General features: G+C 58.9%; 24 protein-coding genes. 10 read left to right on the top strand and 14 right to left on the bottom strand.

From position 1 onward, the window contains the following. Positions 1-14 precede the first annotated feature (14 nt). The 3 genes from ACL2XN_RS25975 (at position 15) to ACL2XN_RS25965 (ending at position 3,183) form a co-directional block, all read left to right on the top strand. The gene (locus tag ACL2XN_RS25975; RefSeq protein WP_413729758.1) at positions 15-1,598 is read left to right on the top strand and encodes a rhodanese-like domain-containing protein; all 1,584 of its coding nucleotides are present in this window, start codon (positions 15-17) and stop codon (positions 1,596-1,598) included. Positions 1,599-1,818: 220 nt separating this feature from the next. Then, positions 1,819-2,241, top strand: a complete 423-nt coding sequence (locus tag ACL2XN_RS25970) for a DUF2000 domain-containing protein (RefSeq protein WP_413729757.1) — start codon at positions 1,819-1,821, stop codon at positions 2,239-2,241. Positions 2,242-2,358: 117 nt separating this feature from the next. Next, the gene (locus ACL2XN_RS25965; protein ID WP_410014265.1) at positions 2,359-3,183 is read left to right on the top strand and encodes a helix-turn-helix domain-containing protein; all 825 of its coding nucleotides are present in this window, start codon (positions 2,359-2,361) and stop codon (positions 3,181-3,183) included. Positions 3,184-3,282: 99 nt separating this feature from the next. On the opposite strand, the gene ACL2XN_RS25960 is transcribed toward ACL2XN_RS25965, so the two are convergent. Both ACL2XN_RS25960 and ACL2XN_RS25955 read right to left on the bottom strand, forming a co-directional pair. Continuing rightward, complete coding sequence (locus tag ACL2XN_RS25960) at positions 3,283-3,480, bottom strand: hypothetical protein (RefSeq protein WP_413723303.1); 198 nt, start codon at positions 3,478-3,480, stop codon at positions 3,283-3,285. A 48-nt stretch (positions 3,481-3,528) separates the two neighbouring features. After that, the gene (locus tag ACL2XN_RS25955) at positions 3,529-3,756 is read right to left on the bottom strand and encodes a YgdI/YgdR family lipoprotein (RefSeq protein WP_413723304.1); all 228 of its coding nucleotides are present in this window, start codon (positions 3,754-3,756) and stop codon (positions 3,529-3,531) included. Positions 3,757-4,028: 272 nt separating this feature from the next. On the opposite strand from ACL2XN_RS25955, the gene ACL2XN_RS25950 reads away from it, so the two are divergent. Next, on the top strand, positions 4,029-4,916 hold the full coding sequence (locus ACL2XN_RS25950; RefSeq protein WP_413729755.1) for a class I SAM-dependent methyltransferase: 888 nt from the start codon (positions 4,029-4,031) through the stop codon (positions 4,914-4,916). 61 nt (positions 4,917-4,977) lie between these two features. Here the strand turns inward: ACL2XN_RS25950 and pagP are convergent, their stop codons facing one another. Continuing rightward, a complete protein-coding gene (gene pagP / locus ACL2XN_RS25945; protein WP_413728757.1) occupies positions 4,978-5,511 on the bottom strand; it encodes a lipid IV(A) palmitoyltransferase PagP in 534 nt (177 codons plus the stop codon). Positions 5,512-5,989: 478 nt separating this feature from the next. Between pagP and ACL2XN_RS25940 the strand changes: the two genes are divergently transcribed. Continuing rightward, a complete protein-coding gene (locus ACL2XN_RS25940; RefSeq protein WP_413729754.1) occupies positions 5,990-6,628 on the top strand; it encodes a nitroreductase family protein in 639 nt (212 codons plus the stop codon). Positions 6,629-6,737: 109 nt separating this feature from the next. On the opposite strand, the gene ACL2XN_RS25935 is transcribed toward ACL2XN_RS25940, so the two are convergent. From ACL2XN_RS25935 to ACL2XN_RS25910, 6 genes are all read right to left on the bottom strand, one after another. Beyond that, the gene (locus tag ACL2XN_RS25935; protein WP_413729752.1) at positions 6,738-7,520 is read right to left on the bottom strand and encodes an anti-sigma factor family protein; all 783 of its coding nucleotides are present in this window, start codon (positions 7,518-7,520) and stop codon (positions 6,738-6,740) included. Continuing rightward, positions 7,517-8,038 (bottom strand): sigma-70 family RNA polymerase sigma factor, encoded by a 522-nt coding sequence (locus tag ACL2XN_RS25930; RefSeq protein ID WP_410014259.1) that lies wholly within the window; start codon positions 8,036-8,038, stop codon positions 7,517-7,519. The genes ACL2XN_RS25935 and ACL2XN_RS25930 overlap by 4 nt, the downstream gene beginning before the upstream one ends. A gap of 25 nt (positions 8,039-8,063) precedes the next feature. Beyond that, positions 8,064-9,512: a YncE family protein gene (locus ACL2XN_RS25925; protein WP_413723308.1), complete on the bottom strand. Its 1,449-nt coding sequence runs from the start codon at positions 9,510-9,512 to the stop codon at positions 8,064-8,066. 31 nt (positions 9,513-9,543) lie between these two features. Beyond that, positions 9,544-9,984, bottom strand: coding sequence for a DUF305 domain-containing protein (locus tag ACL2XN_RS25920; protein ID WP_413723309.1), 441 nt, complete (start codon positions 9,982-9,984; stop codon positions 9,544-9,546). Between the two features lie 602 nt (positions 9,985-10,586). Beyond that, the gene (locus ACL2XN_RS25915; RefSeq protein ID WP_413729751.1) at positions 10,587-10,910 is read right to left on the bottom strand and encodes a DUF202 domain-containing protein; all 324 of its coding nucleotides are present in this window, start codon (positions 10,908-10,910) and stop codon (positions 10,587-10,589) included. Continuing rightward, a complete protein-coding gene (locus tag ACL2XN_RS25910; protein ID WP_410014255.1) occupies positions 10,907-11,308 on the bottom strand; it encodes a YidH family protein in 402 nt (133 codons plus the stop codon). Before ACL2XN_RS25910 ends, ACL2XN_RS25915 begins: the two co-directional genes overlap by 4 nt. A gap of 282 nt (positions 11,309-11,590) precedes the next feature. Between ACL2XN_RS25910 and ACL2XN_RS25905 the strand changes: the two genes are divergently transcribed. Then, positions 11,591-12,118 (top strand): hypothetical protein, encoded by a 528-nt coding sequence (locus ACL2XN_RS25905; RefSeq protein ID WP_410014254.1) that lies wholly within the window; start codon positions 11,591-11,593, stop codon positions 12,116-12,118. An 88-nt stretch (positions 12,119-12,206) separates the two neighbouring features. Here the strand turns inward: ACL2XN_RS25905 and ACL2XN_RS25900 are convergent, their stop codons facing one another. Continuing rightward, complete coding sequence (locus ACL2XN_RS25900) at positions 12,207-13,490, bottom strand: MFS transporter (protein WP_410014253.1); 1,284 nt, start codon at positions 13,488-13,490, stop codon at positions 12,207-12,209. Between the two features lie 545 nt (positions 13,491-14,035). Here ACL2XN_RS25900 and ACL2XN_RS25895 point away from each other — a divergent pair. Both ACL2XN_RS25895 and ACL2XN_RS25890 read left to right on the top strand, forming a co-directional pair. Beyond that, entirely contained in the window at positions 14,036-14,890 is an 855-nt protein-coding gene (locus ACL2XN_RS25895; RefSeq protein WP_413729750.1) for an oxidoreductase, read from the top strand. Positions 14,891-15,055: 165 nt separating this feature from the next. Next, on the top strand, positions 15,056-16,225 hold the full coding sequence (locus tag ACL2XN_RS25890; RefSeq protein WP_410014251.1) for an amidohydrolase: 1,170 nt from the start codon (positions 15,056-15,058) through the stop codon (positions 16,223-16,225). Between the two features lie 1,718 nt (positions 16,226-17,943). On the opposite strand, the gene cbl is transcribed toward ACL2XN_RS25890, so the two are convergent. From cbl to ACL2XN_RS25870, 4 genes are all read right to left on the bottom strand, one after another. Beyond that, a complete protein-coding gene (gene cbl / locus ACL2XN_RS25885; protein WP_410014250.1) occupies positions 17,944-18,900 on the bottom strand; it encodes an HTH-type transcriptional regulator Cbl in 957 nt (318 codons plus the stop codon). A gap of 268 nt (positions 18,901-19,168) precedes the next feature. Continuing rightward, the gene (locus ACL2XN_RS25880; protein ID WP_413729749.1) at positions 19,169-19,879 is read right to left on the bottom strand and encodes an aspartate/glutamate racemase family protein; all 711 of its coding nucleotides are present in this window, start codon (positions 19,877-19,879) and stop codon (positions 19,169-19,171) included. Continuing rightward, entirely contained in the window at positions 19,876-20,886 is a 1,011-nt protein-coding gene (locus tag ACL2XN_RS25875) for a D-cysteine desulfhydrase (RefSeq protein ID WP_413723313.1), read from the bottom strand. Before ACL2XN_RS25875 ends, ACL2XN_RS25880 begins: the two co-directional genes overlap by 4 nt. A gap of 35 nt (positions 20,887-20,921) precedes the next feature. Beyond that, entirely contained in the window at positions 20,922-21,953 is a 1,032-nt protein-coding gene (locus ACL2XN_RS25870) for a malate/lactate/ureidoglycolate dehydrogenase (protein ID WP_413729748.1), read from the bottom strand. A 293-nt stretch (positions 21,954-22,246) separates the two neighbouring features. On the opposite strand from ACL2XN_RS25870, the gene ACL2XN_RS25865 reads away from it, so the two are divergent. After that, on the top strand, positions 22,247-23,251 hold the full coding sequence (locus ACL2XN_RS25865; protein WP_410014246.1) for an ABC transporter substrate-binding protein: 1,005 nt from the start codon (positions 22,247-22,249) through the stop codon (positions 23,249-23,251). A gap of 32 nt (positions 23,252-23,283) precedes the next feature. Next, positions 23,284-24,138: an ABC transporter ATP-binding protein gene (locus ACL2XN_RS25860; protein WP_413723315.1), complete on the top strand. Its 855-nt coding sequence runs from the start codon at positions 23,284-23,286 to the stop codon at positions 24,136-24,138. The last annotated feature ends 1 nt before the right edge of the window (position 24,139 follow it).

Here is a 24,139-nt window from a genome sequence, read left to right as displayed (position 1 = left end):
CATACAGGCATTTTATGACACGACAACATGACGCCGGGCGGCCCGTTACGCTGGCCGCCCTGCTGGACTGGCTCGACGACGGCGAAGAGCTGGCGTTTATCGATATCCGCGAAGAAGGCCCCTATGGCGAGGGTCATCCGCTGCTGGCGGTTAACGTTCCCTACAGCCTGCTCGAAACCGCCCTGCCCCCGCTGGTGCCCCGCGCCGGCACGCGTTTGGTGCTGCTGGGCGACGACGAGGATGTGACGGCGCGGGCCATAACGCGCTTATCCGCCCTGGGATATGACCGGCTTTATTTTCTGGCCGGTGGAGTACAGGCCTGGGAGCGCGGCGGTTACCCGCTATTCAAGGGCGTCAACGTGCCCTATAAAGCCTTTGCCGAGTTTGTCGAACACCTGCTGCATACGCCGGATATCGCCCCGGACGAACTGGCGCGCCTGATCGAACGCCAGGAGGATTACGTCCTGCTGGACAGCCGCACGGTAGAGGAATACGACCGCTTCCATGTGCCCAGCGCCATCGCCGTACCCAGCGCCGAACTGCTCTATCGCTTCGAGGACCTGGTGCCTTCGCCCGAGACGCTGGTGGTCATCTCCTGCGCGGGCCGCACGCGCGGCATCATCGGCGCGCAGACCCTGATTAATGCCGGCGTGCCTAATAAAGTGGTGGCGTTGTCCGGCGGCACCCAGGGATGGCGGCTGGCCGATCTGGCGACGGTAAGGGATGATGCCCGTTACTTCCCGCCGCTGAGCAAACGGGCGCAGCAATCATCCCGCGCACGGGCGGACGCGCTGGCACAACGTTACGGCGTAAACGTTATCGACGCGGCCACGCTCGGGCAATGGCAGTCGGACCCGGAGCGCACCACCTATCTGTTCGATGTCCGTAATCATGACGAATATCAGCGCGGCCACCGGCCCGGCGCCCGCTGGGCGCCGGGCGGACAGCTGGTGCAGTCGCTGGATAAATGGGCGGCCACGCGCAATGCGCGCATCGTGCTTAATGATAATGACGGGGTGCGCGCCACTACCACCGCCCATTGGCTGCTGCAGCTCGGCTGGGACGCGGTAGTGCTGCCCGGGTTCGATGGGGCGAACACCGCATCTCACCCCACGGCGCCCTTGCCCTTGGCGTTGCCGCCCGTCCCGGTTATCGACGCGGCGGCGGCCAGGCAAAGGCTGGACGCCGGCGCCCTGGGCCTGAGCGCCGATCGCAGTTGGGAATACCGCCGGGCGCATCCCGCCGGTACGCGCTGGGTCAACCGTTCGCGGATCGCGGCCGACTTGCCGCCGGCCGCCGAGATCCTGGTGTTTGCCGGGCAAGGGCCGCTGGCCGAAGGGGTGGTGCGTGATTTAATCGATGCCGGATTTGATGCCAAACGCGTGTCCGGAAAGCCGCAGGATTGGCAGGCCGCGGGCTTAACGGTGCAAAGCAGCCCGCAGAATCCCCCTGAGGGCCAACAGATTGATTATCTGTTCTGGCTGCACGATCGCCATGACGGCAATGCCGCCGCCAGCGCCGCCTACCTGGCCTGGGAGGCCGATCTGCCGCGTCAGGTGGCCGATCCCTTAGCGGCGCATTTTGCCATCCGCCGCTAAGGGACCGGCCTGTCGCGCCGCACGCCGGCGCGACAGCCAATTTTACCCGCACAGTTGCCGATTAACGGCGCCGGACCCCACGGCTTATTGCCCCATGCCTTGCAGCGCGTGGCCACAGGATCCGCCCACCCAAGCGCCGCTATCCTGCAATAGCGTTCAAGACGGCGACGACGGGCCGCCGCATCATAGAGCGATATTGTTATTTCATGGAGTTCCAGGCATGTCCGAAGCAACCAAAATACCCGAACGCTGCGTTATCGTGGTCGATAGCGAACTGCCCGCGGGCAGAGCGGCAAACGCCGCCGCCGTCATCGCCCTTACCGTTGGCCAGCGCCATCCGGCGCTGGTCGGCTTGCCCCTGGTCGACGCCAGCGGGTGCAAACATCCCGGCCTTATCCCCATCGGCATTACCGTTCTGGCGGCCGATCGCGCCACGCTGTCCGCCCTGAGAGCCAAAGGCGCCGGGTCGGGCTGCGACATCATTGATTTTCCCGTCCAGGGCCAGCAGACCACCGACTACGCCGCTTTTCGCGAGGCGGTAGCCCGCGTGGCCACCGAAGAACTACAGTATGTTGGCCTTGCCCTGGTCGGCGAGCGTAAGCCCATAAGCAAAATCGTGGCCAAACTCGGGCTGCTAAAATAGCCGCAGGCATAAACGCCGGGGCGGCGCGGACCCTGCGTGCCGGCGTTGCCTGGGTTCTTCAAAGTGATGTACCCTAACAGAGGAGTGTTTGCGCCCCTTGCCCCAGAGGATGTCCCCATGCCGTTCAACCCTTCCGACGTCAATGTCTGGCGGTCGCCCGACCTGAAGGCCGAGCTGCTGCGCGGCACATTTGTTGATTTTTCCTATGATGTGCATACCCATGATACGGCCTGTTTCGCCCTGCTCACTGAAGGTAATATCCGCATCCGCACGCGGGGCAATGAATTTATCGCCCGGCGCGGCGATCTGTACGCCATTGACGCGGACGAACCGCATGCGGGCTGGCCCGTCACCGCGCAGGGGTGGAGCCTGCGTACCCTGTATGTGGATATCGCTTATCTGCATCAGCTGGTTGACGAGCGCGGCGCCAGGCATGCCTTGACGATTTCCGGCCCCATTATCAGGGATCCCGAGATTAACGCTATTTTGTATGCGCTACACCGCAGCTCGGAGACCCAGGGATCGCTGTTATTTCGCGATCAGGCTTATCTGGCGTTTTCCGACACGCTGATGAAGCGTTACGTTAAAGACGCCGCCAAATCGCCGGACGGCGGACCGGAGCTTGGCGCGGTGCGGCGGGCGCGGGCGTTTTTGGATGAACATTTGGGGGATCGCGTCAGTCTGATGGATATCGCCGTCCAAACCGGCATACCGCCGTTTCGCCTGCTGCGCGCGTTTGAGCGCGAATACGGCATGACGCCCCACGCCTACCAGCGCCAGGCCCGGGTGCGCTATGCCATGCACCTTATCCGCCACAGATGCCCTCTCAGCCAGGCGGGTATTTTATCCGGTTTTGCCGACCAGGCCCATTTTACCCGCTGGTTTCGGCGCTTTATGGGGGTAACGCCCGGTCAATATCAAAAGGCCCTGCACGGCGTTTAGCGGTGAGAATGACCTGGCTGTCAAAAGGACCGCGCGCTTGCCGATGACCTCTTTCGCCGGCCGGGCATGAAATACCGCTTTCACCATCGGATCGTTCGCTTAAATAAGTCTGGGCGAGTGATCTTTAATACCAAAGCGATCGGGTAAATGATCGTGAAAATTGATGGTTGCTTTATTTAATGGTATTTCTGGAATTAACTCATTACCGGCCCTTATGGCTGGATTTGCCAGGCTGATTTCCTGGCGGATTAAAACGGCGTTAGCGCCAGCAGGATAACATTCTACTATTGCGGCCATAAAAAAACCCCAGCAGGGTGGGGTTTCGTCTTAGCGCGATGTTATGCGTCAGTGTTGGATTTCCATCATTTCCTTAACGTCACTGCGATTGATCTGCTGCTTGGTTCCATTAGCATCTTTGTAGCTTATCATACCGGTCTGGTCATCTACCTTCGGTTTGCCTTCACTGACAATGGTGCGTCCGTCGTTGGTATGCATGGCATAATTATTATCGGCGCAACCCGCCAGCAGGATGCTGAACATACATGCGGATAAAACATATAAGCTTTTTTTCATAACGAACTCCTTTTGTTAGGCCTACTAAAGGTTTAGCACAGACAAACCAAGCCGCAAGTCGGAACGCATCTTTCGTCCTGTTTATACCCTGCCCCGGCGCGGCCGGCCCCACGGTCGAATCCGCGCCTACGCGCCGCGGGGCGCGGCCTGCGCGTCTTTTATGATGCCGCTCACGTTATGTTATCTGGAACATTGTCCTTTTTTACAGCGCTACTATGCTTTCTGATTTCTGAGGGCGCCAATGCCTTTTTATCTACCGGCGGATCCGGCCTATGTCGAAAAAAAAGCTTTTTTTCTCTTCCACCGCTGAAATGACCTGTCTGTTTCGGGCCAAATCTTTCGGCGAAACACGTCAACACTTTAAAGGCGACGATTTTATTGCGGTAATGATCTGTTATGCATTGAACTCATTTTTATCGCTGATGCATAAATCTTTTTTACTTAACGACGAGATGTTTAATGCCTCGGTACCGCCCGGCGCTTATGAATATATTTTAGGCCGGACAAACTTCCTGGATAACATTTTCATGACCCTGCCCGCGGACTGTAAACAGGTCTTTATTCTTGGCGCCGGTTTTGATTCCAGGTGCTGCCGCTTCCAGCAACAACTCAGGCACTGTCAGGTGTATGAAGTCGATCATCCTGATATGCAGCAACAGAAACGCGCTATTTTCAAAAAAATAGATATTGATTTTCCGGCCAACGTTCATTTTATCGCCATTGATTTTTCCCGGCAACGCATAAACGAAATATTGACACAGCGTGCAATTCCACGCGGCGAAAAATGTTTTTTTGTGCTGGAAGGGCTGACCTATTATCTGGAAGCGGAACAGGTCGAGGCTATTTTTACCGCCATTAGCCGGCACGGCGGTCCGGGGAGCCAGGTATTTTTTGATTATGTGGATACCGCAGCGATTGCCGGAGAAAATAGCCAATATGGTTTGCAAGAATGCGTGACGGCAGTCAGGAAACTCGGTGAAGCCCGGACGTTCGGTATAGAGGCTGATAAAGCCGCCCAATTCCTGGCGCCGTTTCATTTTGACATCATCGAACAATTGACGTCGCGTGAAATGGAGGAACAATATTTTACCGATGAACACCATAACCGGCTGGCAAAGACCATGAGTTCGCTGACGCTGGTACGCGCCCAACGGGTGTGAACGCGTCTATCGCCCCGGCTCCTCCTCCCTCACCCGGCGGGGTGGTCAAAGACGCCGTCGGTTAAAAACGCCAGCGCAGCCAGGCAAAAACGACATTGCCGTTATTGCGCGTACCAGGAATATAGGTGCCCTGGAAGGTAATAGTGTGATAGCTGACCGACGCCAGCGGCAATAGGGCCGGGATGGGATAATAACGCCAATTATGCCGGGCCGTGACCCCAAGCGTGAAGCCCGCTCCCAGCCTGAAATCGTTATCGGCAAGGGGCCGCCATTGCGATTCCCAGGCATAGCCGGCGAAAGGTTCCCAGCGGTTAAAGGAGTCCTTAAAAGCCATGGCATAGAGTGCGTGCCAATTATCCCGTTCGTCCAGTCGTGAAATGCCATATCCCAAACCCCAGGGACGCTCATTATAACGCCGGATATGCTCGTCATCATAAAAATAGCGATTATGCCAGGTTATTACCGGCACATAAATATCCTGGTCGGGTGAGGCGTTCCATGTTTTAGCGATATTGGCGGTAAAATTCCGCCATAAACCCTTATTCTTATCCAGCGTAGGATCATGACAGACATTTACTGCCAGCGCCTCAGGCATTATACCCAAAGCCAGTAGGGGAATTGCCGCCCATTTAAATAACCACATCAGGTTACTGCTCCCTGAAAGCAATACACCACAGCATCATTTATCATCATTACCGCACACTATTACACGTAGGACTTATACCGGTTGCCGGGAGGATCCGGTGTTATACATTTCGGAATCGCAGGTTATGCCACACTTTGTGTAAATCAAATATAAACAAAAATAAAAATGCGGATGGCCATGCGGACGTTATTATCCGACGTGGACTGCCGGTAGGGATGAACCCGATAACAGCCTGCGCCTCTTGCGCAATGCCATTGCGGTAACATCTGAATGTTCGGCACGCGGCATGGTTTTGCCGGGGCGGTGATGCTGCTATTATTTAGCCAGCTCGCCTTTTGCCGCTAACCCCGGGATTGCCGGGGCCGACACTACGCCGCAAGCCCGGGCGCAATCCCGGCATGCACATTCACACCTGAAGGAAACCAAGATGACCACCGTTAATGAAAGATTGGCATGGCGCTATGCCACCAAGAAGTACGATGCGACGAAAAGCATGCCCGCCGAAAAGCTTGAACGTATCATTGAAGCTGTGCGGCTGGCGCCTACCTCAAGCGGGCTGCAACCCTTTGAGCTGTTCGTGGTCAGCAACGCGGATATCCGCGCAAAGATTCGCACCGTGGCTTGGGATCAGGCGCAGATTACCGACTGTTCGCACCTGCTGGTTTTCGCCGCCTGGGACGACATCACGCCCGATCGCGTTAATATGATGTTCGACCTTACCAACGACGTGCGGGGTTTTAAAAACGAAGGTTGGGAAAATTATCGCCAGATGTTGCTGGGTATCGTCGCCGGTCGGGGCACGGAGGCTAACTATCAGGCGGCCGCGCGGCAAGCTTATATCGGCCTGGGCGCGGCCTTGATTGCCGCGGCGTTCGAAGAGGTTGACGCCACGCCGATGGAAGGATTCGATCCGGCGGCGGTCGATGACATTCTCGGTTTGCCGGCGAAAAACCTGCGTAGCGTGGTTATGCTGCCCCTCGGTTACCGGGCGGCCGAAGGTGACTGGCTGGTGAACCTGAAAAAAGTCCGGCGCAGCCGCGATAGCTTCGTCACTGAAATAAAATGAACCGGACATTATTGGTTTCAGCGGCGAGGTGATCGCCACTGCTGCTCATGGCCGGCGGCGATAAGCGACGGTCAGGCAGAATCCTGGCATTAGTCAGGCACGGCCGCCCTTAGAGCCTATGGGCGGCGGTATAGGCGGCGATGGCATTTTGCACCGGCTGTGCGCGGCGGCTGTCTACCGGACTGACCACGGCGTAGCTGTATTTATTGTCGCTCCAGTACTGCGCCAGCAGGTTGCCGGCCTCGCGTTTGCCGCTCTTCAGGCCGTTGCTCCCCGATGGCCGGATATAATAGGTCACCCGCACCCCCTGGCTATCCTGATAAACGATTAACGCCGACGGACCGGTATCCGTCGCCATCAGGCGCCCCCCGACCAGGGTGAAGCCATATTCCTCCAGGTTGGGCGGCATGGCGCCATTGATAAAATAGCGGCTGACCCAATTGTCCATGTCACCGCGGTTATCGGCCACCACGTCCAGCACCGGCAGTTTATCCTGGCTGAACAGCTGGTAGGCATGTACCGCGTCCTCCATCGGCAAGGCATGGCGCTGCATCTCCAGGTCCCGGAACTGCCAGCCGGCAATACCGCCCACGCCCAGGGAAAAAAGCAGCGTAAAGGCCAGCGCCCAGCGCGTCTGTCGCCGGGACTGGATGCGGCGGCGGATTGCCCGCGCCTGCACAAGACGGGTCTGGAGGTCCGGCGCCTGCGTCAGGGATTCGTCATGGGTCAAGGCGACCCGCAGCCGCTGGGTTTCAGTTTGCCAGCCGGCGACCCTTTTCGCCGCCTCGGGATGCCGGGAGAGGTAGTGCTGGACCCACAGGCGCTGCGGCTCATCGAGCTGGTTGTCCACATAGGCGTGTAAATCGTTTTCAGTGGGCGTCCGGGTCATCATTTTAATCTCCTTAACGACGGATTAACGGGCGCGGCGGTGCCTTCCGCCAAATCGTGCAATTGCCTGCGCGCGCGCGACAGCCGCGACATCACGGTACCCAGGGGAATGTCCAGGGCCTCGGCCACTTCCTTATAACGCAAACCCTCGACGGCGACGAGCAGCAGGATGGCCCGCTGATCGGTGGGAAGCGAGGCGAACCCCGCCAGCACGCCATCCGTCAGCGCCAGGTCCTCCGGCGAGGCGGCATATTCCTCCTCTCCCTTAAACAGCGATAACAGACGTAAATAGCGTTTTTTGCGGCGCTCCCCGTCGATAAACTGCCGGTACAGAATGGAGAACAACCATACCCGCAGGTTGTCCTCATGTTGCAGGGCCGCGTAGGCGGTTAACGCTTTTTCCAGGCCGGACTGGACCAAATCGTCAGCCCCGGCGGGATTGCGCGTCAGCCACAGGGCAAAGCGCCGCAGCTGCGGCAGCACTTCCCTTATCTGGCGATCGGTAAGCCCGGACATGGTCATCAGCTTCCTTTTATGACATGGCGCGTTACAACGCCTGGATTTGCACCGGCGCGCCATAGTTTTCGGCGGTCCCTTTCACCACCACCAGATAGCGGCGTTCAGCCTTGCGGTCCTGGCGGACGACCTGGCGAATCGGTCCGATGGCGTTAACAATCGCCGCGCCCGCGGGATTGGTCATAAACGCGCTTAACGGCTGTACCCCGCCGCTGCCGTCGGGGCGCGTGGCCAATGCCAGCAGATAAGCCTGTTTAGGCTCCAAACCGGTCACCGCCGCCTGCAACACCTGCGTCAGGCCCTGGTCAAACAGCGATACCGTGGTCGGGGCCGGCCCCCCCGCCGCGCCGACGCGCCGCAGCGCCAGGTGCGTGGCCTTCCCGGCCACGCCCAGGGTTTGTAAACCGGCCTTGCCGTCCCCCTCCGGCACCGCGTTGGGCACATAAGCCAATGCCTGCGGCGCCTGGCCGATGGGAATGGTGGCGGTAACTTTATTGCTTAACGTATCGATAACCGCCAGCGCATCGTCATTTTCCAGGCCGACATAAACCCGGCTGCCGTCGGCGGACGGCCAGACGCCATGGGGTAAATTGCCTACGGCGATGGTGGCCGCCTGGGTGAAATCATCGGTGCGGAACACTTTTACCTGGTTAAGTCCGCCAACGCTAATATACGCGAAGGTGCCTTTGGCATTATGCGCGATATTGACATGATTGGTAATAGGTCCGGTATCCAGCGTTTTCAGCAGCTGAAAAGGCGGCTGCGCGGCAAACACCTGGGTTTTCCCCGAGTCCTTAAGGGTAAACCATACCTGTTTGCCGTCGGGCGTGGCCGCAATATTCGGGCAGAACGGGCTGGCCTGTTTCACCCGCCCGACAATGGCGTGATCGGCTACGGAAACCACCACTGTTTCAGGATTAAAGGATGAACAGATATAGCCGTATTTGCCGTCCGGCGAAAAAATCTGCATGCCCGGCCCGGCCGGCACCTTGATACGCAGCTTTTCCTCATAACTGGCGGCATCCAGTACGGCAATATAATCTTCGCCGCGCACCGTAACCCACACCTCCCGGCCGTCGGGGGTAAAAAACGCCTCATGGGGCGCCCGCCCCAGATAGGTGGTGTGTTTCACCTGGTTGGTGGCGGTAGCGATAAAGGTCACGGAATTGGTGCCGATGGCGACCACCGCCAGGGTTTTACCGTCCGGAGAGAAGCCCAGCCCGTGCACCAGCACCTGGCCGCGATACAGCGGGCTGAGGTTGCCCGGCTGCGGATCGCCCAGGCGAATGACCCCCAGCAGGGTATTGTCCGCCGGGTCGGTGACCGAAAGGGTATTGGAAAACTGTTCGGCGGCGTAGACCCGGTCGTGATGGCTGACGGGGATATCGGCGCTTGCGGCGGCGCGCGGCGCCTGCCCGGCCCAGCCGGACAGCGGTGCGGTAAGCAGGGTCAGCGATAGGGCCATAAAGGATGATTTCATGATGGTTGTCCTTTCAGTGGGAAATATGACGTTAATGTCCGGCGCGCGCGCTGCCTGCCGGGATGAGATCGGGCGCCGGCGCGCTTGCCGGCAACGGGTCCCCCAGCGCCTGGCGCATGGCGGTGATTTCCTCCTGCTGGGTTATGATAATTTCCTGCGCCATGCGGCGCAGCCGCTCGTTACGGCCATAACGCAGCTCCGCCTGCGCCATGGCGATAGCGCCCTGGTGATGGGGCGTCATCATGGCGACAAAATCGCGATCGACATCGCCGCTGGGCGTCAGCGTCATGGCGGTCATCATTTGCGTCATCGCGGCATCATTCTCGCGCAGGAAAGGCGCTTCAGTGGCCGCCCCAGCCGTATCGGCGTCCGCCGCCGCGGCATGACTATCACCATGGGCATGGGCGGCGGTCATTAGCAGGGCCGCAAGTATGCCGGCGGCGGACCACCGGCAGCGTGGGGTGAAAGGCATCTTATCTCCGTCAAAGCGGTGCATAGGTACGGATAAGACGCGCGCGGATACGGATTATTCCCGGATGCGATTTTTTTTTTGCCGCCCGGCGGAATGACGGCGGCTACGCGCAAGCTTGCCCGCGGGCCGGCCATTAACCCCATTTTGCTTATTACATAAGCAAAATGGTTGTTCAGTCACACTCGTTTCCTCCTGTTAAGGCCACAATGATGACAGGTGAAAGGGAGGTGACTTATGCAAACCAACGACATTACTTTTCTCGCAGCGCTCGCCGTGATTATTATTGGTTTTGTTTCGTTTATGTATGCATGATCGGAGAGGATGACTGGACGATAGAGACAGAGAAGCGCACCGACAACCTTTGCTGTACTCCCTCTTGCGAGGAGGTAAGTGGCCGATGCGCTTTTCTGAGGAAAAAAGCCCCGTCACCGGGGCCGTCAAAAAATGACGTTATCCTTTCCGGCGCTTATCTCCGGCGCTCATGACCCGGGGCCAAGGCGTTAGCTCTGTAAAGGATGATGTGTATATTAAGATTATTCTTAAGACCCTGCAGTGATAAACATCACAGTTCCATAGCATTGCTGGTTATTATGGTTTTTTCCTCAGCCCAGCGCCGACAGCACGGTCATGACACTGACTGACAGCACGGTCAGCATGGTCAGCGCCATCATCCAGCGGCCTTGCCAGGCCGAACGCGTCAGACGGCCATATCCCCACAGCCACATCATGCCCGCCAGGATTAACAATAGCGTTCCGCCGGCCAGCAATAGCCGGTTGCCGCCCGTCGCCGCCGCGCGCAGCAGCAGCAAGGCGTTAACGGCGGCGACGAAAGCGGTGCGCGACCAGGCCAGGCAGGTGCGCTCAGGCTGCAGGCCGGGGTCCGGCGGCGGGGCGCCGCCGGCGCCGGGCAAGAGAGGTCCGCTCATGGCATCAGGATTAGCACGGTCAACGCCAGGGCCACGGCCGCCACAAACAGCGCCATCATCAGCAGCAGAGGGGTCTGCGGCAGGGAAGCGCCGGTGCGCATGGCCAGCTCGCTGGCCGCCCAGCGGCGGTACGCCATGATGCCAAGGCTTGCCGCCATGACGGACAGCAGCACCGCCAGGGCCGCGCGCACCTCATGCGTTCCCAGGCCCAGCGCGAATTGATCGATGCCCACCGCGCCCGCCAGAAAAGCCAGCGCCGTGCGAATCCATGCCAGGAAGGTGCGCTCGTTGGCCAGCGAAAAACGGTAGTCCGGCGGTTTACCCTGCTGCCACCAGCGGCCGCCGCCCTGGGAAGGGAGGGTTTGCGAAGGCGCTTGCTTATCGGTTTGATTGTCCATAACGGCCTGTTAACGGCGCGCGGCGCCGACGGTAAAAAAGTGGTGGAATCGCCCGGGAACAAGATAGCCCAAACCGGCCGGAACCTGAAGCGACACTTTATCCGCGCATGGGTTTTTCCCCGGCGTTTTGCCGGTCAATAAGACATTCACCGCCGCCGTCCTTGCGCAAACGGCGTCATTAGGCCGTTATTTAAGTCATGTGTTCCATTATCATCATTTTCATCTTTCCCTTTTTCCGCGGGATTTCCACAGTGTTCCCCCATGACAGGAGTACCATCGGTAATGAATAATGCTTATTTAAACACACGCTATACCCGTTACGATCATTCGCCGGCGTTTTATCAGGGGAATATCGACCGCTCGTCAATCAACGCACGCTACAACTTCGCCCCCCCCTCCATTCCTTATGGTCCTTATGGACGCACGTCCATCAACTCCACCACGTTTCCCCTTCCTGAAACGGTGAGCAACACGCCGCTGGCCCTCTCTTCCCCCGCGCCCGTGAAGAACGGCATCGCCGGGGCCACGCAGACCGGCACCGGCGTGAGCGCGGGCAAAGCGTCCGCCGCCCGGATCGTGCCGGCCGGCAATCCGACGAAAACCTATCCGCGCTATAAAGCGCCGGTCAATACCAGAAATGCGTCCATGTCCGGCCCGGCGTCATTCACTGAGTATGGCCGCGGCCCCGTACGCGGGGCGGTTGCTCCCCTCTCCCCGCATGACGAACCGCCGCCGCCCTACGCAAAAAAACCGCCGCGGGATAATGCCCTGTCAGGCTGCCTGCCCTGGAGACGAAGTGATAAAAAATAGCAACGTCCCGGCCGGACTGCGGCGCGGGACGTCATCTTTCGCTACAGGGACGTAGGTCCGTCCCGGCATAGTGATTGTCGTTATACCGCTAGACCACAGGCGTTGGCTGCAGCGCCGTTTTATCGGGACGCCCTTTTACCACGGTCCAGACGATAATCATCGCCGTAATTTCGAATATCGACAGCATCAGGAACAGCGGCGAGAAGCCGATAATGCCCACCAGCGCGCCGACCACCAGGGTAAACAAGGTCGAACCGCCCCAGCCTATCATGCCGGTCAGGCCGTTGGCGGTGGCGACTTCATTGCGGCCGAAGAGATCCGAGGACAGCGTAATCAGCGCGCCGGAAAGCGTCTGATGGGCAAAACCGCCGAAGCACAGCATGGCGATGGCGAAATACGGGCTGTGATATAAACCGATAAGCCCGGGGCCAATCATGCACAGCGCGCCGACGGTCACCACCAGCTTGCGCGACACGATAAGCGTAACGCCGAAATGTTTCTGGAAAAAGCCCGGCATATAGCCACCGAGGATACAGCCCACATCGGCAAACAGCAGCGGCATCCAGGCAAACATGGCGATATGCTTTAAATCAAAGCCATAGACTTTCCATAAAAATAACGGTACCCAGGCATTAATCGTGCCCCAGGCCGGCTCGGCTAAAAAGCGCGGAATAGCGATACCCCAGAATTGGCTATCCTTGAGTAATTGGCTTACCGGTACTTTTTGTGTATTGCTGCTGTGATGGCGGGATTCCTGTCCAGCATAAATATATTCCCGTTCTTCAGAGGAGATATTTTTATGTTTATCCGGGGTATTATATAATTTGTACCAACCCACCGCCCAGATTAAACTCACCCCGCCGGTTAACAAAAACGCGAAGTTCCAGCTGTGCACCATAATCGCCCAGGCCACCAGCGGCGGCGCCAGTACGCCGCCGACGGCGGCGCCGGCGTTGAACCAGCCCACGGCGACAGGACGTTCCCTGGCCGGAAACCATTCGGACGAGGCTTTGAGGCCCGCCGGGATCACCGCGGCTTCCGCCATGCCCAGCGCGCCGCGCAGGATACCCAGCGCCACCCAGCTGCCGGCGAAGGCGTGGGCCATATTCAGCACCGCCCAGGCAATGGCGAACAGCAGATAGCCCAACTTGGTGCCCAGCAGGTCCAGGATGTAGCCCGCCACGGGTTGCGTCAGGGTGTAGCAACCTTTGAATATGGCGTCGATATAGGAATATTGCTGCACGGTAAAATGCATCTCTTGCATGATGGTCGGCGCCGCCACTGCCAGCGAATTGCGCGCCAGATAGTTAAGCACGGTGGCCAGCATCACCATTCCGATCATATACCAACGTAAGTTTTTTATTATCCTCATCTTTTACCATCCCAGAGAAATGAAGTGAATATTGAGAGCGCAACTTTGATGATCACAAAAAGAAACAAAAATTCATTTAAATTGAAATACCGTTTCTATTTGACGCGGAGTATATTATCGCCTTTTAGCATTTGGCGTGATTAACCTCACAGAAACCTGAGATTAGGTTTTTTTTCAGCACTTTTTTTTAGTTTTAAAAAAATATTTTACCGGGATATGGATAAATTTTATTGGCGGACCGCCGGCGGGAAAACAAGGCTCAATAATGAAACGGCCGATAAATGATAGCTGCATTACATTATTCCGCCATGATTTAGCGGATGTTGCTTTATTGATTAACAGCACCATTACAAACCCGTCATTATCCGATAATGATATGGACTGAATGGTTATTTATGGCGCCGACGCGGCATGGCGGGGCGCCGTTTCCCCCCGGTCAGCATCATCCGTCGGTTGCAACCCGGGCCGGGGTATTACACTATGCTAACCAGCTGCTTTGCCGCCTGTATGTAACGAGGCTCTTATCCTGAACAATCTGGAGAATAATGATGACGCAACACGAAAAACCAGTATGGTTTATTACCGGCTGCTCCACGGGTTTCGGCCGGGAACTGGCCGGCCATACCCTGTCTTTGGGGTATCCGACGGTCGTTACCGCCCGTAATCCGGACCAGGTCAACGATCTGATCGCCGGCCATGAGGATCATGCGCTGGTCTTAACCCTGGACGTCACGCGCCCGGAACAGGTGGACGCCGCCGTGAGCGCCGCGCTGGAAAAGTTCGGCCGTATCGATGTGCTGGTGAACAACGCCGGCATCGGTTATTTCGGTTCGTTCGAAGAGAGTGATATGGACGATGTGCGCCGCATGTTCGATATCAACGTCTGGGGCCTGACCGCCATGACCCGGGCCGTGCTGCCGGCCATGCGCAAGCAGCGCAGCGGCACCGTGGTCAATATCTCCTCCATCGGCGGCATTACCACCTTCCCCTCGCTGAGTTTTTACCACGCCACGAAATTCGCGGTGGAAGCCTTGTCCGAGTCGCTGGCGCAGGAAGTGGAACCCTTGGGCATTAAGGTGTTGATCGTCGAGCCGGGGCCGTTTCGCACCGACTGGGCCGGCCGTTCGGCCAATGAGGCGCCGCAGACCATCGCCGACTATGCCGAAACCGCGCATGCGCGCGCCCGCGTCAGTCGCGATAACAGCGGCAAGCAGCCGGGCGATCCGGTGCGCGCCGTCAAGGCCATTGTCAAGGCGGTGGAAGCCAAGCAGCCGCCGTTGCGTTTACTGCTGGGCAACCCCGCGCTCGAAAACGCCCATAAAAAAATCAAACTCCTGCAGCGGGATTTTGATGGCTGGGCAGACGTCACCCGCGGCGCGGATTTCCCTAAAGACGAGTAACGCCCGGCTCAGCATGCAGAATAAAGGGGGCGGCGGCGGCCCCCTTCCTGCCATCAGACCCGATGGCTATGTAATATAACCGAACAGTATTTACTGCAATTTAACATTAACCGCTAAGATAATTTTTTATCCGATATTCATTATCTCACAAAAGGGTCATACCCTATGTCTGGCAATATTGCTGAAAAATTGATTAGCTGTCGACGCGAACTGCACGCCTATCCCGAATTGTCCAACCAGGAATTCGCCACAACGGAAAGGATCACCCGTTGGCTGACGGAGGCCGGCATCCGGATTTTACCGTTAGCGCTGAAGACCGGCGTGGTGGCCGAAATCGGCAAACAACCCTTTCCCCTGATCGCCCTGCGCGCGGACATCGACGCGCTGCCTATCGATGAAGTTTCCGGCGTGCCGTTCAGTTCGCGCCACGAAGGCGTTATGCACGCCTGCGGCCATGACGTCCATACTTCGGTGATGCTGGGGGCGGCGTTGTTATTAAAAGCGCGCGAAGCCACCCTGCCGGGCACGGTGCGGATATTGTTCCAGCCCGCGGAAGAAAATTTCAACGGCGCCTGCCATTTGATTGACGCCGGCGCGCTGGAGAACGTGTCGGCGGTATTCGGCATGCATAACGCGCCCGAGCTGCCGGTGGGCACCTTTGCCACCCGGCGCGGCGCGTTTTATGCCCATATCGACCGTTTCCAGATTACGGTGACCGGCAAGGGCGCCCATGCGGCCAAACCCGAGCAGGGTATTGATACCATCGTGACCGCCAGCCAGATTGTGAACGCGCTGCAAACCCTGCCGAGCCGGAATTTCAGCTCGCTGGAATCGCTGGTGGTGAGCGTGACGCGTATTCAGGGCGGCAATACCTGGAACGTGCTGCCGCAAACGGTGGAGCTGGAAGGCACAGTGCGTACGCATAATGTGAAGGTGCGTGAGAAAGTGCCGGATATTCTGACCCGGGTGATTGACGGGGTGGCCAGCGCCATGGGCGCGGAGGCGTCGTTGTCGTGGTATCCGGGGCCGCCGGCGGTGGTGAATACGCCTTTCTGGGCGGATTTCAGCCAGCGGGTGGCTGCCGACGCCGGTTATCAGGTCCAGGAAGCGGAGCTGCAAATGGGCGGTGAGGATTTTTCCCTGTATCTGCAGCAGGTGCCGGGGACCTTTGTCAGCATCGGTTCGGCCAGCGAATTCGGTCTGCACCATCCGCGGTTTAATCCCGACGAGCAGGTGATTTATCCGGCGGCGGCCTATTTCGCGCGTTTGGCCGATGAGGCGCTGTCCGCGCTGCTAGTGACGCAAACCAGCGCGCAAGCGGCTTCGGTGGATTAACGCCGGGCTGGCGGCATGTTCCCTCTTTAACACGTCTGCTTTGAACCCGGCGAGGGAGGGCATGCCATGAGGCCCCGGCCGGGTGGGAAAGCCGCGACTGATTTAACCTTATAGATAGACGTGCATTCCCTATAACTTGTCGTGGGTAGATGCGGCGATCGCAGTTCTGGCGCGCTTATGCGGCCGTGGATGGGTTAGGTCGCGGCGGTGAGGTTTATGTTGCCGCGGCGGTGAGGTTTATGTTGCCGCGGCGGTGAGGTTTATGTTGCCGCGGCGGTGAGGTTTATGTTACCTCGGCGGTGAGGTTTATGTTACCTCGGCGGGGGTTTCGCTTGCCGTGCGTTCGGCGGTTATATGGAATGCCGGGCGCCGGCAAGCGACAAAGAGGCCGTACCGCGACGGCCTCCTTGACCTCCGCGCGCCCGGCAGGTCGCGCGTCGCTGCGCGATGCCTTCCGCCGCCTGTGCCCCCGTTATGCACCGGCCCGTTATGCGCTCCCGGCGCAACCGGGCCTTTCGCCGCTCCCGGCGGCTCATGCCGGGGGCATAGGCGCCGTCAGCGCGCTTTATGCCGGTCCACATGTCGCTTTCGCACTGCATATTATGAAGCAACAGCGGCGCTGTTGCTTGGGACAGGGTCTGGCATCGGCATATGAGTGACCGTTAGGGGATACAACGGGTATGGAGTGCGGCTGGCACAGCGAAAAGCAAGTCATACAGGCATACAGGTATGCAGTCACGCAGTAAGGCATACATCATTTAGCGTTAAGTTTTAACAGTAAGCATGACGCTTTTAGCTTTTAGCTTTTAGCTTTTAGCTTTTAGCTTTTAGCTTTTAGCTTTTAGCTTTTAGCTTTTGGCTTTTGGCTTTTGGCTTTTGGCTTTTGGCTTTTGGCTTTTAGCCATCAGACTGCAGACGTTAGCCCAAAATGGATGCTGATATTTTTCCCGGTAAGTACATGCCGCAAGAAACCCAAAAACGCTATTTTACTCACAGGCGATGGTGTTGACCTGGTGCCGGCATAGAGTGCGCCGGCGGCGCGCATCACGGCTGGATGAGCCGCCGGGAGCGGCGAAAGCCCGGATTGCGCCGGGAGCGCATATCGGGCGGTCCAAAAGCCGGGATGGGTGATGTCGGGCACCGCGCAGCGGCGCACGATCTGCCGGACGCGCGGAGGTCAAGGAGGCCGTCGCGGTACGGCCTCTTTGTCGCTTGCCGGCGCCCAGCATTCCATATAACCGCCGAACGCACGGCAAGCGAAACCCTCACCGCGGCAACATAAACCTCGCCACACGCCACAAACGAAGCCTTCGCCGCAGCAGCATAAACCTCGCCACACGCCACAAACGAAGCCTTCGCCGCGGCAACATAAACCTCGCCACACGCCACAAACGAAGCCTTCGCCGCGGCAACATAAACCTCGCCACACGCCCCTTCGCCGCAGTAGCATAAACACGCAAGCGCAACTCGCAAGCGCCCCCCGGCCAAGGCTGGCCGCTGCAGATTTACATTCAGAAAAAAGGTTTATCTCTCTATGTCATTGCGTGCTACACACAGCAGCCAGGTGACAAGATCACCAGATCATTACCGGCCGAAACACTGAACTTGCGCGACGGTGACTCGGGCGGGCGGGAAAACCATGCCCCATTCGCCCCATAGGCACGCACTTCCCTCAACACCTTTGCGCGACGTTGACGGGCCGGGCGGTGCGCCCGGGGTTAGATTTGATAATCCAGCGCGGTCTCGAGAGCGTGAGGCGAAAGCACCTGTTCCTCGATTTCGGTCAGGGACAGCTGGGGGTTGCAAAGCTGGATAAAGCGCCAGGCATATTTGCGCTGCAGTTGGCCGCGTTTTACCCCCAACCATACGGTGCTGGCTTCGAACAGATGCTCGGCGTTGAGGCTGACCAGGCCGGTATCGCGCTCGCGATTGTAGGACATGTCCGCCAGCAGGCCGACGCCGAGTCCCAGCTCGACATAAGTTTTGATAACATCGGAATCCTGGGCGCTGAGCACCACCTCCGGCTTCAGCCCCGCGGCCTGAAAAGCCACGTCCAGCCTGGAGCGGCCGGTGATGCCGCGCCGGTAGGTAACCAGCGGATATTCGCTGAGGGTTTCCAGCGTTATGTCACCCGCCTGCGTCAGCGGGTGGCCTTCCGGTACCAGTACCGTATGGTGCCAGCTGTAATAAGGAAACGCCGCCAGTTGATCTTCGCCCATCAGCTTTTCACTGGCAATGCCCACGTCCGCTTCGCCGGATTGCAGCATGGAAACAATCTCCTCCGGGCTGCCCTGGTTCAGCACCAGGCGCACGCGCGGATACAGCGCGCGAAACTCCTTGATCACCGCCGGCAGGCTGTAGCGCGCCTGGGTATGGGTGGTAACAATGGAAAGTTCGCCTGAATCATTATTGGCAAAAACATCGGCGATGCGCCGAATATTATTGGCGTCGCTTAATATACGTTCCGCCACTACCAGCAGGGCTTTACCCGGTTCCGTCATGCCGATTAAACGTTTACCGCGGCGGATAAAAATTTCCACGCCTAGCTCTTCTTCCAGTTCACGAATATGGCGGCTGACGCCGGACTGGGAGGTAAATAACATACTGGCCACGTCAGTCAGGTTATAATTGCACCGGGCGGATTCCCGAATAATACGTAGTTGCTGAAAGTTCACGCGACGCCCCTCCTTTATCTTTAATATGGCTATATTCATACCGAGTAATAGCTAAAGGGACAAATAAGAAAAAACGGTAACTTATAGTTTTTTATACTAAGGAAAAACGCAGTAACAGATTAACGCGGGAAAATAATAAAAAGACAGGATTAACAGTAGGTTAAATTTTATCTTTTTTGGCCGGACATTATCAGCCGGCGACGGCGCTGCGCATGCGGCGGCTAAAGCAAAAATTTTTCTAAGCTTTTGCCTTTAGCCGCTAAGTCAATCAGACGCCGTCGCGGTACGCCAGCCAATGCCGGACGGCGGCCCGGGCCAGCGCCCGGGTCGGGTCAACGCTTACCGACCGCCAGGGTGAGTCGATGGCCGCAAAGGCCGGCGGCACCTCGGTGCAGGCCAGGATCAGGCGTGCGGCGCCACGCGCCGCCAGCGCCTGCGCAAGACGAGACAATAGCTCGCCGCCGCCGCGCAGATCGCCGCGTTTTACCGCATAGCAGCCGGGCACAAACCATTCCCGCATCTCCTGCGGCAGCGGCGTCAGCGTTTCGCCGCCCAGCGCGGCGATGCGCTGCTGGAACCAGCCGGCGTCCAGCGTGCCCTGCGTGGCGATGAGCCCTATCCGTTCGCCCCGCTCCGGACGCAGGCTGTCCAGCGTGGCGTCGGCAATATGCAGCAGCGGCGCACGGCTGGCCGCCGCCAGCTCGCCATACCAGTGGTGGGCGGTATTGCAGGCGATAAGGATATGGCTGGCGCCGGCGCCGTTGAGCCGGCGCACGCCGTGCAGTAGCTGCGGCAGCGGCGACGGACCGGTGCCGGCCAGCGCCTGCTGCCGGTCGGCGACTTGCGGTACGTTCCAGGCCACCACCGGCGCATGCTGCTGATCGCTGTGCGCGGGGGTTTCCTCGATGATTTTCTGCATCAGGTCGACGGTGGCCAGCGGCCCCATCCCCCCCAGGATCCCCAGCAGGAAACGGCTCATTGCTGCGACTGCTCCAGCAATTGGCGATAGCCGAACAGTCCCGCCGAGCCGCCGGTATGGATAAAGACCACATTCTCACCCGGCTTGAACTGCCCCTGGCGAATCAGGTCGATCAACCCCGCCATACCCTTGCCGGTATAGACCGGGTCGAGCAAGATGCCCTCGAGCTGCGCCAGCAGGCGCAGGGCTTCCAGGGTACCGTCGGTGGGCAGGCCGTACCCTTCCCCCACATAATCGCTGTTGACCTTGATGCGATCGCGGGGCAGTTCGCCGCGCGCGCCAAGCAATTGCCAGGTGCGGGAGGCCAGCGCATAGACATTTTCTTCCTGTTTGGCCTTGGGGGCGCGCACGCTGATGCCCAGCACCGGAATGCCGCTGTTGCTGGCTTCCAGCCCGCTGACCAGGCCCGCCTGGGTGCCGGTGCTGCCGGTGGCGTGGACGATATGATCAATGCGCAGCCGCTGTTGGCTTGACTGGTAAAGCAGTTCCTCGGCGCAGGCCGCATAGCCCAGCGCGCCGATGGGATTGGAGCCGCCGCCCGGGATGACGTACGGCCGGTGGCCCTGGGCGCGCAGGGTGTCGGCTAGCCGTTCCATGGCCGCCTGCATATCGCTGCCGGCCGGCAGATGTTCTACGATGGCGCCGCCAAGCAGGTTATCCAGCAGGATATTGCCGGAGCGTTGGTAATCTTCGCCGAACCGGTCCACCCGCGTTTCCAGCAGAACCTGCGTTTTCAGGCCAAGTTTGGCGGCGCCGGCAATGGTCTGGCGGACATGATTGGATTGGGTCGCCCCCTGGGTTATCACCACGTCGGCCTCCTGGCGTACCGCGTCGGCCAGCAGGAATTCCAGTTTACGCGTTTTGTTGCCGCCGCTCGCCAGGCCGGTGTTATCGTCGCGCTTGATATACAGGGTCGGACCGCCGAGGTAGCGGCTTAAATTGGGCAAGGCTTCCAAGGGAGTGGGGAACTGTCCAAGGGTCAGACGGGGAAAACGGGCCAGATGCATAATGTTTTTCCTGGATTGAGAGCGAGAATGAACAATCAGAGTGTCGCGACGCCGGGGGTTGCCAGCGCCGCCAGTTGCCGCCAGCTGGTCTCATCGATAAATAGGCCCTGGCTGAGGCGTTGTTGATATTTTTCCTGCTCGGCGTCGCCGGGCAATAATAAGGCGTTGTCGTCGCGGGAGCTGCGCACCCAATCGAGCAAGCCGGCGATTTCCCGGCGATAGCTGTCGGCGCCGCCCAGTTTTTCCGGGTCGATAACGATCGACAGCATGCTGTTGAGGATGCGCTGCTTATCCCGGTTGTCATGGCGCTCGGTCATGCCGCCGGTCAGCGCCGCGCCGAGGAGCGAGCAAACCACCGACAGGCCCGACCCTTTATGCTGGCCGAACGGCAGCAGCGCGCCGAAGGGTTCGGTCATCAGCCAGCGCGGGTCGACGGCGGGCTGCCCTTTATCATCGACGATGCATCCCGGCGCCAATGGCTGGCCGGCGTTCCAGGCCAGCCGCGCCTTATTGCCGGCGATAATGCTGGTGGCGAAATCCAGGATCAGCGGATGCCCCCCCGCCACCGGAATGCCGACGCAAAACGGGTTGGTGCCCAGGCGCGGCTGCACCCCCTGCCAGGGCATCACCGGCGAACGGCTGTTGACATTGGCAAAGTGGATGGAGACCAGCCCGGCCTGCGCCGCCTGTTCCGCCCAGGCGCCGATGCGTCCCAGATGGTGGGCGTCGGCCAGGCCGATAACCGCGACACCGTATTCCCCGGCGCGCCGTATGCCGGCATCCATGGCCTGGCGCCCCACCACCTGGCCGAACCCCTGGCCGCCGTTGAAAGACAGCACGGCGCCCGCGTCAAGGGTGACGGTGGCGCGGGCATCGGGATGCAGTCCGCCTTCGGCGATGGCGGCGATATAGCGCGGCAACATGGTCACGCCGTGGGAGTCATGCCCTTTCAGGCAGGCGTCCACCAGATTATCCGCCACCATGGCGGCCACGTCAGGCGCGACCTTGATATCCGTCAGCCGGGCGGCGACATAGTCGCGTAAAAAGGAATGCTGGAAAAGCGGCACGTTATATTCTCCTGGCGTTGCACGGCGCCCTGTTTATTGCCATGAACATCATGCTTAATCGTTGCCGCCACTATATCGCCGAAGAACTTTCCACCCAAAGACAACAATTAACTATCGATAGACGTAAAATGACTTTAGGTTATTATCGTTTATTGCCATTAATGCACTAAGCAAAGTTAAATAACGCATAAACATCTGCTTCTAATTTATTCCAAAAAACGATTTAACAATTATCACCGCATCACTTTATGATGGCAGGAATCATTTTCTTCTCTTATTCTGGGATAACATTAATGAATGTTTTGTTCAAAGGTATCGGCATCATTGCCGCCTGCGGTATTTTCCTGGGCAGCGTCCCGGCGCGGGCGGAAGGCACCATCAGCATCGCGCAGCAGTTCGGCATCGGCTATCTGATCCTTGATGTGGTGCGCGACCAGCAGCTGATTGAAAAGCACGGCAAAGAGCAGGGCCTGGATATCAAAGTGGACTGGCACAGCATTTCCGGCGCCACGGCGATGAACGAAGCGTTGCTGACCGGCGCGCTGGACGTGGCCTCCGCCGGGGTGCCGCCGGCGCTGACCGTTTGGGACCGCACCCGCGGCAAACAGAATGTCAAGGCGGTGGCCGCTCTCGGCTCCATGCCCAATTACCTGCTGAGCAATAATCCGGCGGTGAAAAGCGTCAGCGACCTGAGCGATAAAGACCGGATCGCCGTCCCCGCCGCCGGGGTAGGGTTTCAATCCCGCACCCTGCAAATTGAAACCGCGCGCCTGTTCGGCAACGCGGAATATAAAAAATACGACAGCATTACCCTGAGCCTGCCGCATCCCGACGCGACCAGCGCGCTTATCTCGGGCGGCGCGGAAATTACCGCGCATTTTTCCAGCCCGCCGTTTCAGTACCAGGCGCTGGAACATGCCAATATCCACAAAATACTGAGCTCCTACGATGTGCTGGGCGGCAAAGGCACGTTTAACCTGCTGTACGCCACCGAAAAATTCCATGACGAAAACCCGAAAACCTATAAGGCGTTTTTTGACGCCCTGGCCGAGGCGGAGCAGATCATCAAAGCCGATAAAAACGCGGCGGCCAAGACCTATATTCGCGTAGAGCAATCCCATCTGCCGCTGGAGCTTATCGAGAAAATTGTCAACGATCCGGAAAATGACTTTACCATCGCGCCGCAGAAAACCTTTGTCTACGCGGAAAAACTGCATGAACTCGGCATCCTGAAAAACAGCGCCGGCTCGTGGAAGGATTACTTCTTCCCCGAAGCCTACGCCCTGCCCGGCAGTTGAATCCGGGCTTCCGGTTAAAAGGAAAACGCACCATGACATTACATATCCAGCAGGCTCCGGATAACGCGCCGCTGTTGCGGGTAGGCGCTTTGAACCTGGAATACCGCACGCGCCAGCGCGTGGTGCGGGCCACCCATGATGTCAGTTTTGATGTCTTCCCGGCCGATCGTTTTGTGTTGCTGGGGCCGTCGGGCTGCGGCAAATCGAGCCTGCTGAAAGCCGTGGGGGGTTTTTTGCCCGCGGTCGGCGGCAGCATTCTGCTGGACGGCGAACGCGTCACGCAGCCCGGGCCGGACCGGCTAATGGTGTTTCAGGAGTTCGATCAGCTGCCGCCCTGGAAAACCGTGCTGGAAAACGTCATGTTCCCGCTGCTGGCGAGCGGCAAGGCCCGGCGGCCCGAAGCCCGTGAACGCGCCGGGTATTTTCTCGACAAGGTGGGGCTGACGGCGTTTGCCGATGCTTATCCCCATACCCTGTCGGGCGGCATGAAACAACGGGTCGCCATCGCCCGGGCGCTGGCGATGGAGCCGAAGGTACTGCTGATGGACGAACCTTTCGCCGCCCTCGACGCCCTGACCAGGCGCAAAATGCAGGAGGAATTGCTGGCGCTATGGGAAGAGGTGCGCTTTACCCTGCTGTTCGTTACCCATTCCATTGAGGAAGCGCTGGTGGTCGGCAGCCGCATCCTGCTGCTGTCGCCCCATCCAGGACGGGTGCGCGCGGAGATGAACAGCCATCAGTTCGGCATCAACGACTTCGGCGGCAGCGATTTCCAGCAGGCCGCGCGCCGCATCCACGACCTGTTATTCAGCGATCCGGCGGCGTCCCAGACCGATCGCGCGGTCGCGGACAAACCACGGTTTAAAGTGGTCGGCGGCGCGCGATGAT

Origin of the sequence: Sodalis sp. RH22, assembly GCF_047324165.1 — a bacterium.
Lineage (GTDB): Bacteria > Pseudomonadota > Gammaproteobacteria > Enterobacterales > Enterobacteriaceae > Acerihabitans.
This window is presented reverse-complemented; position numbering and strand designations above follow the sequence as displayed.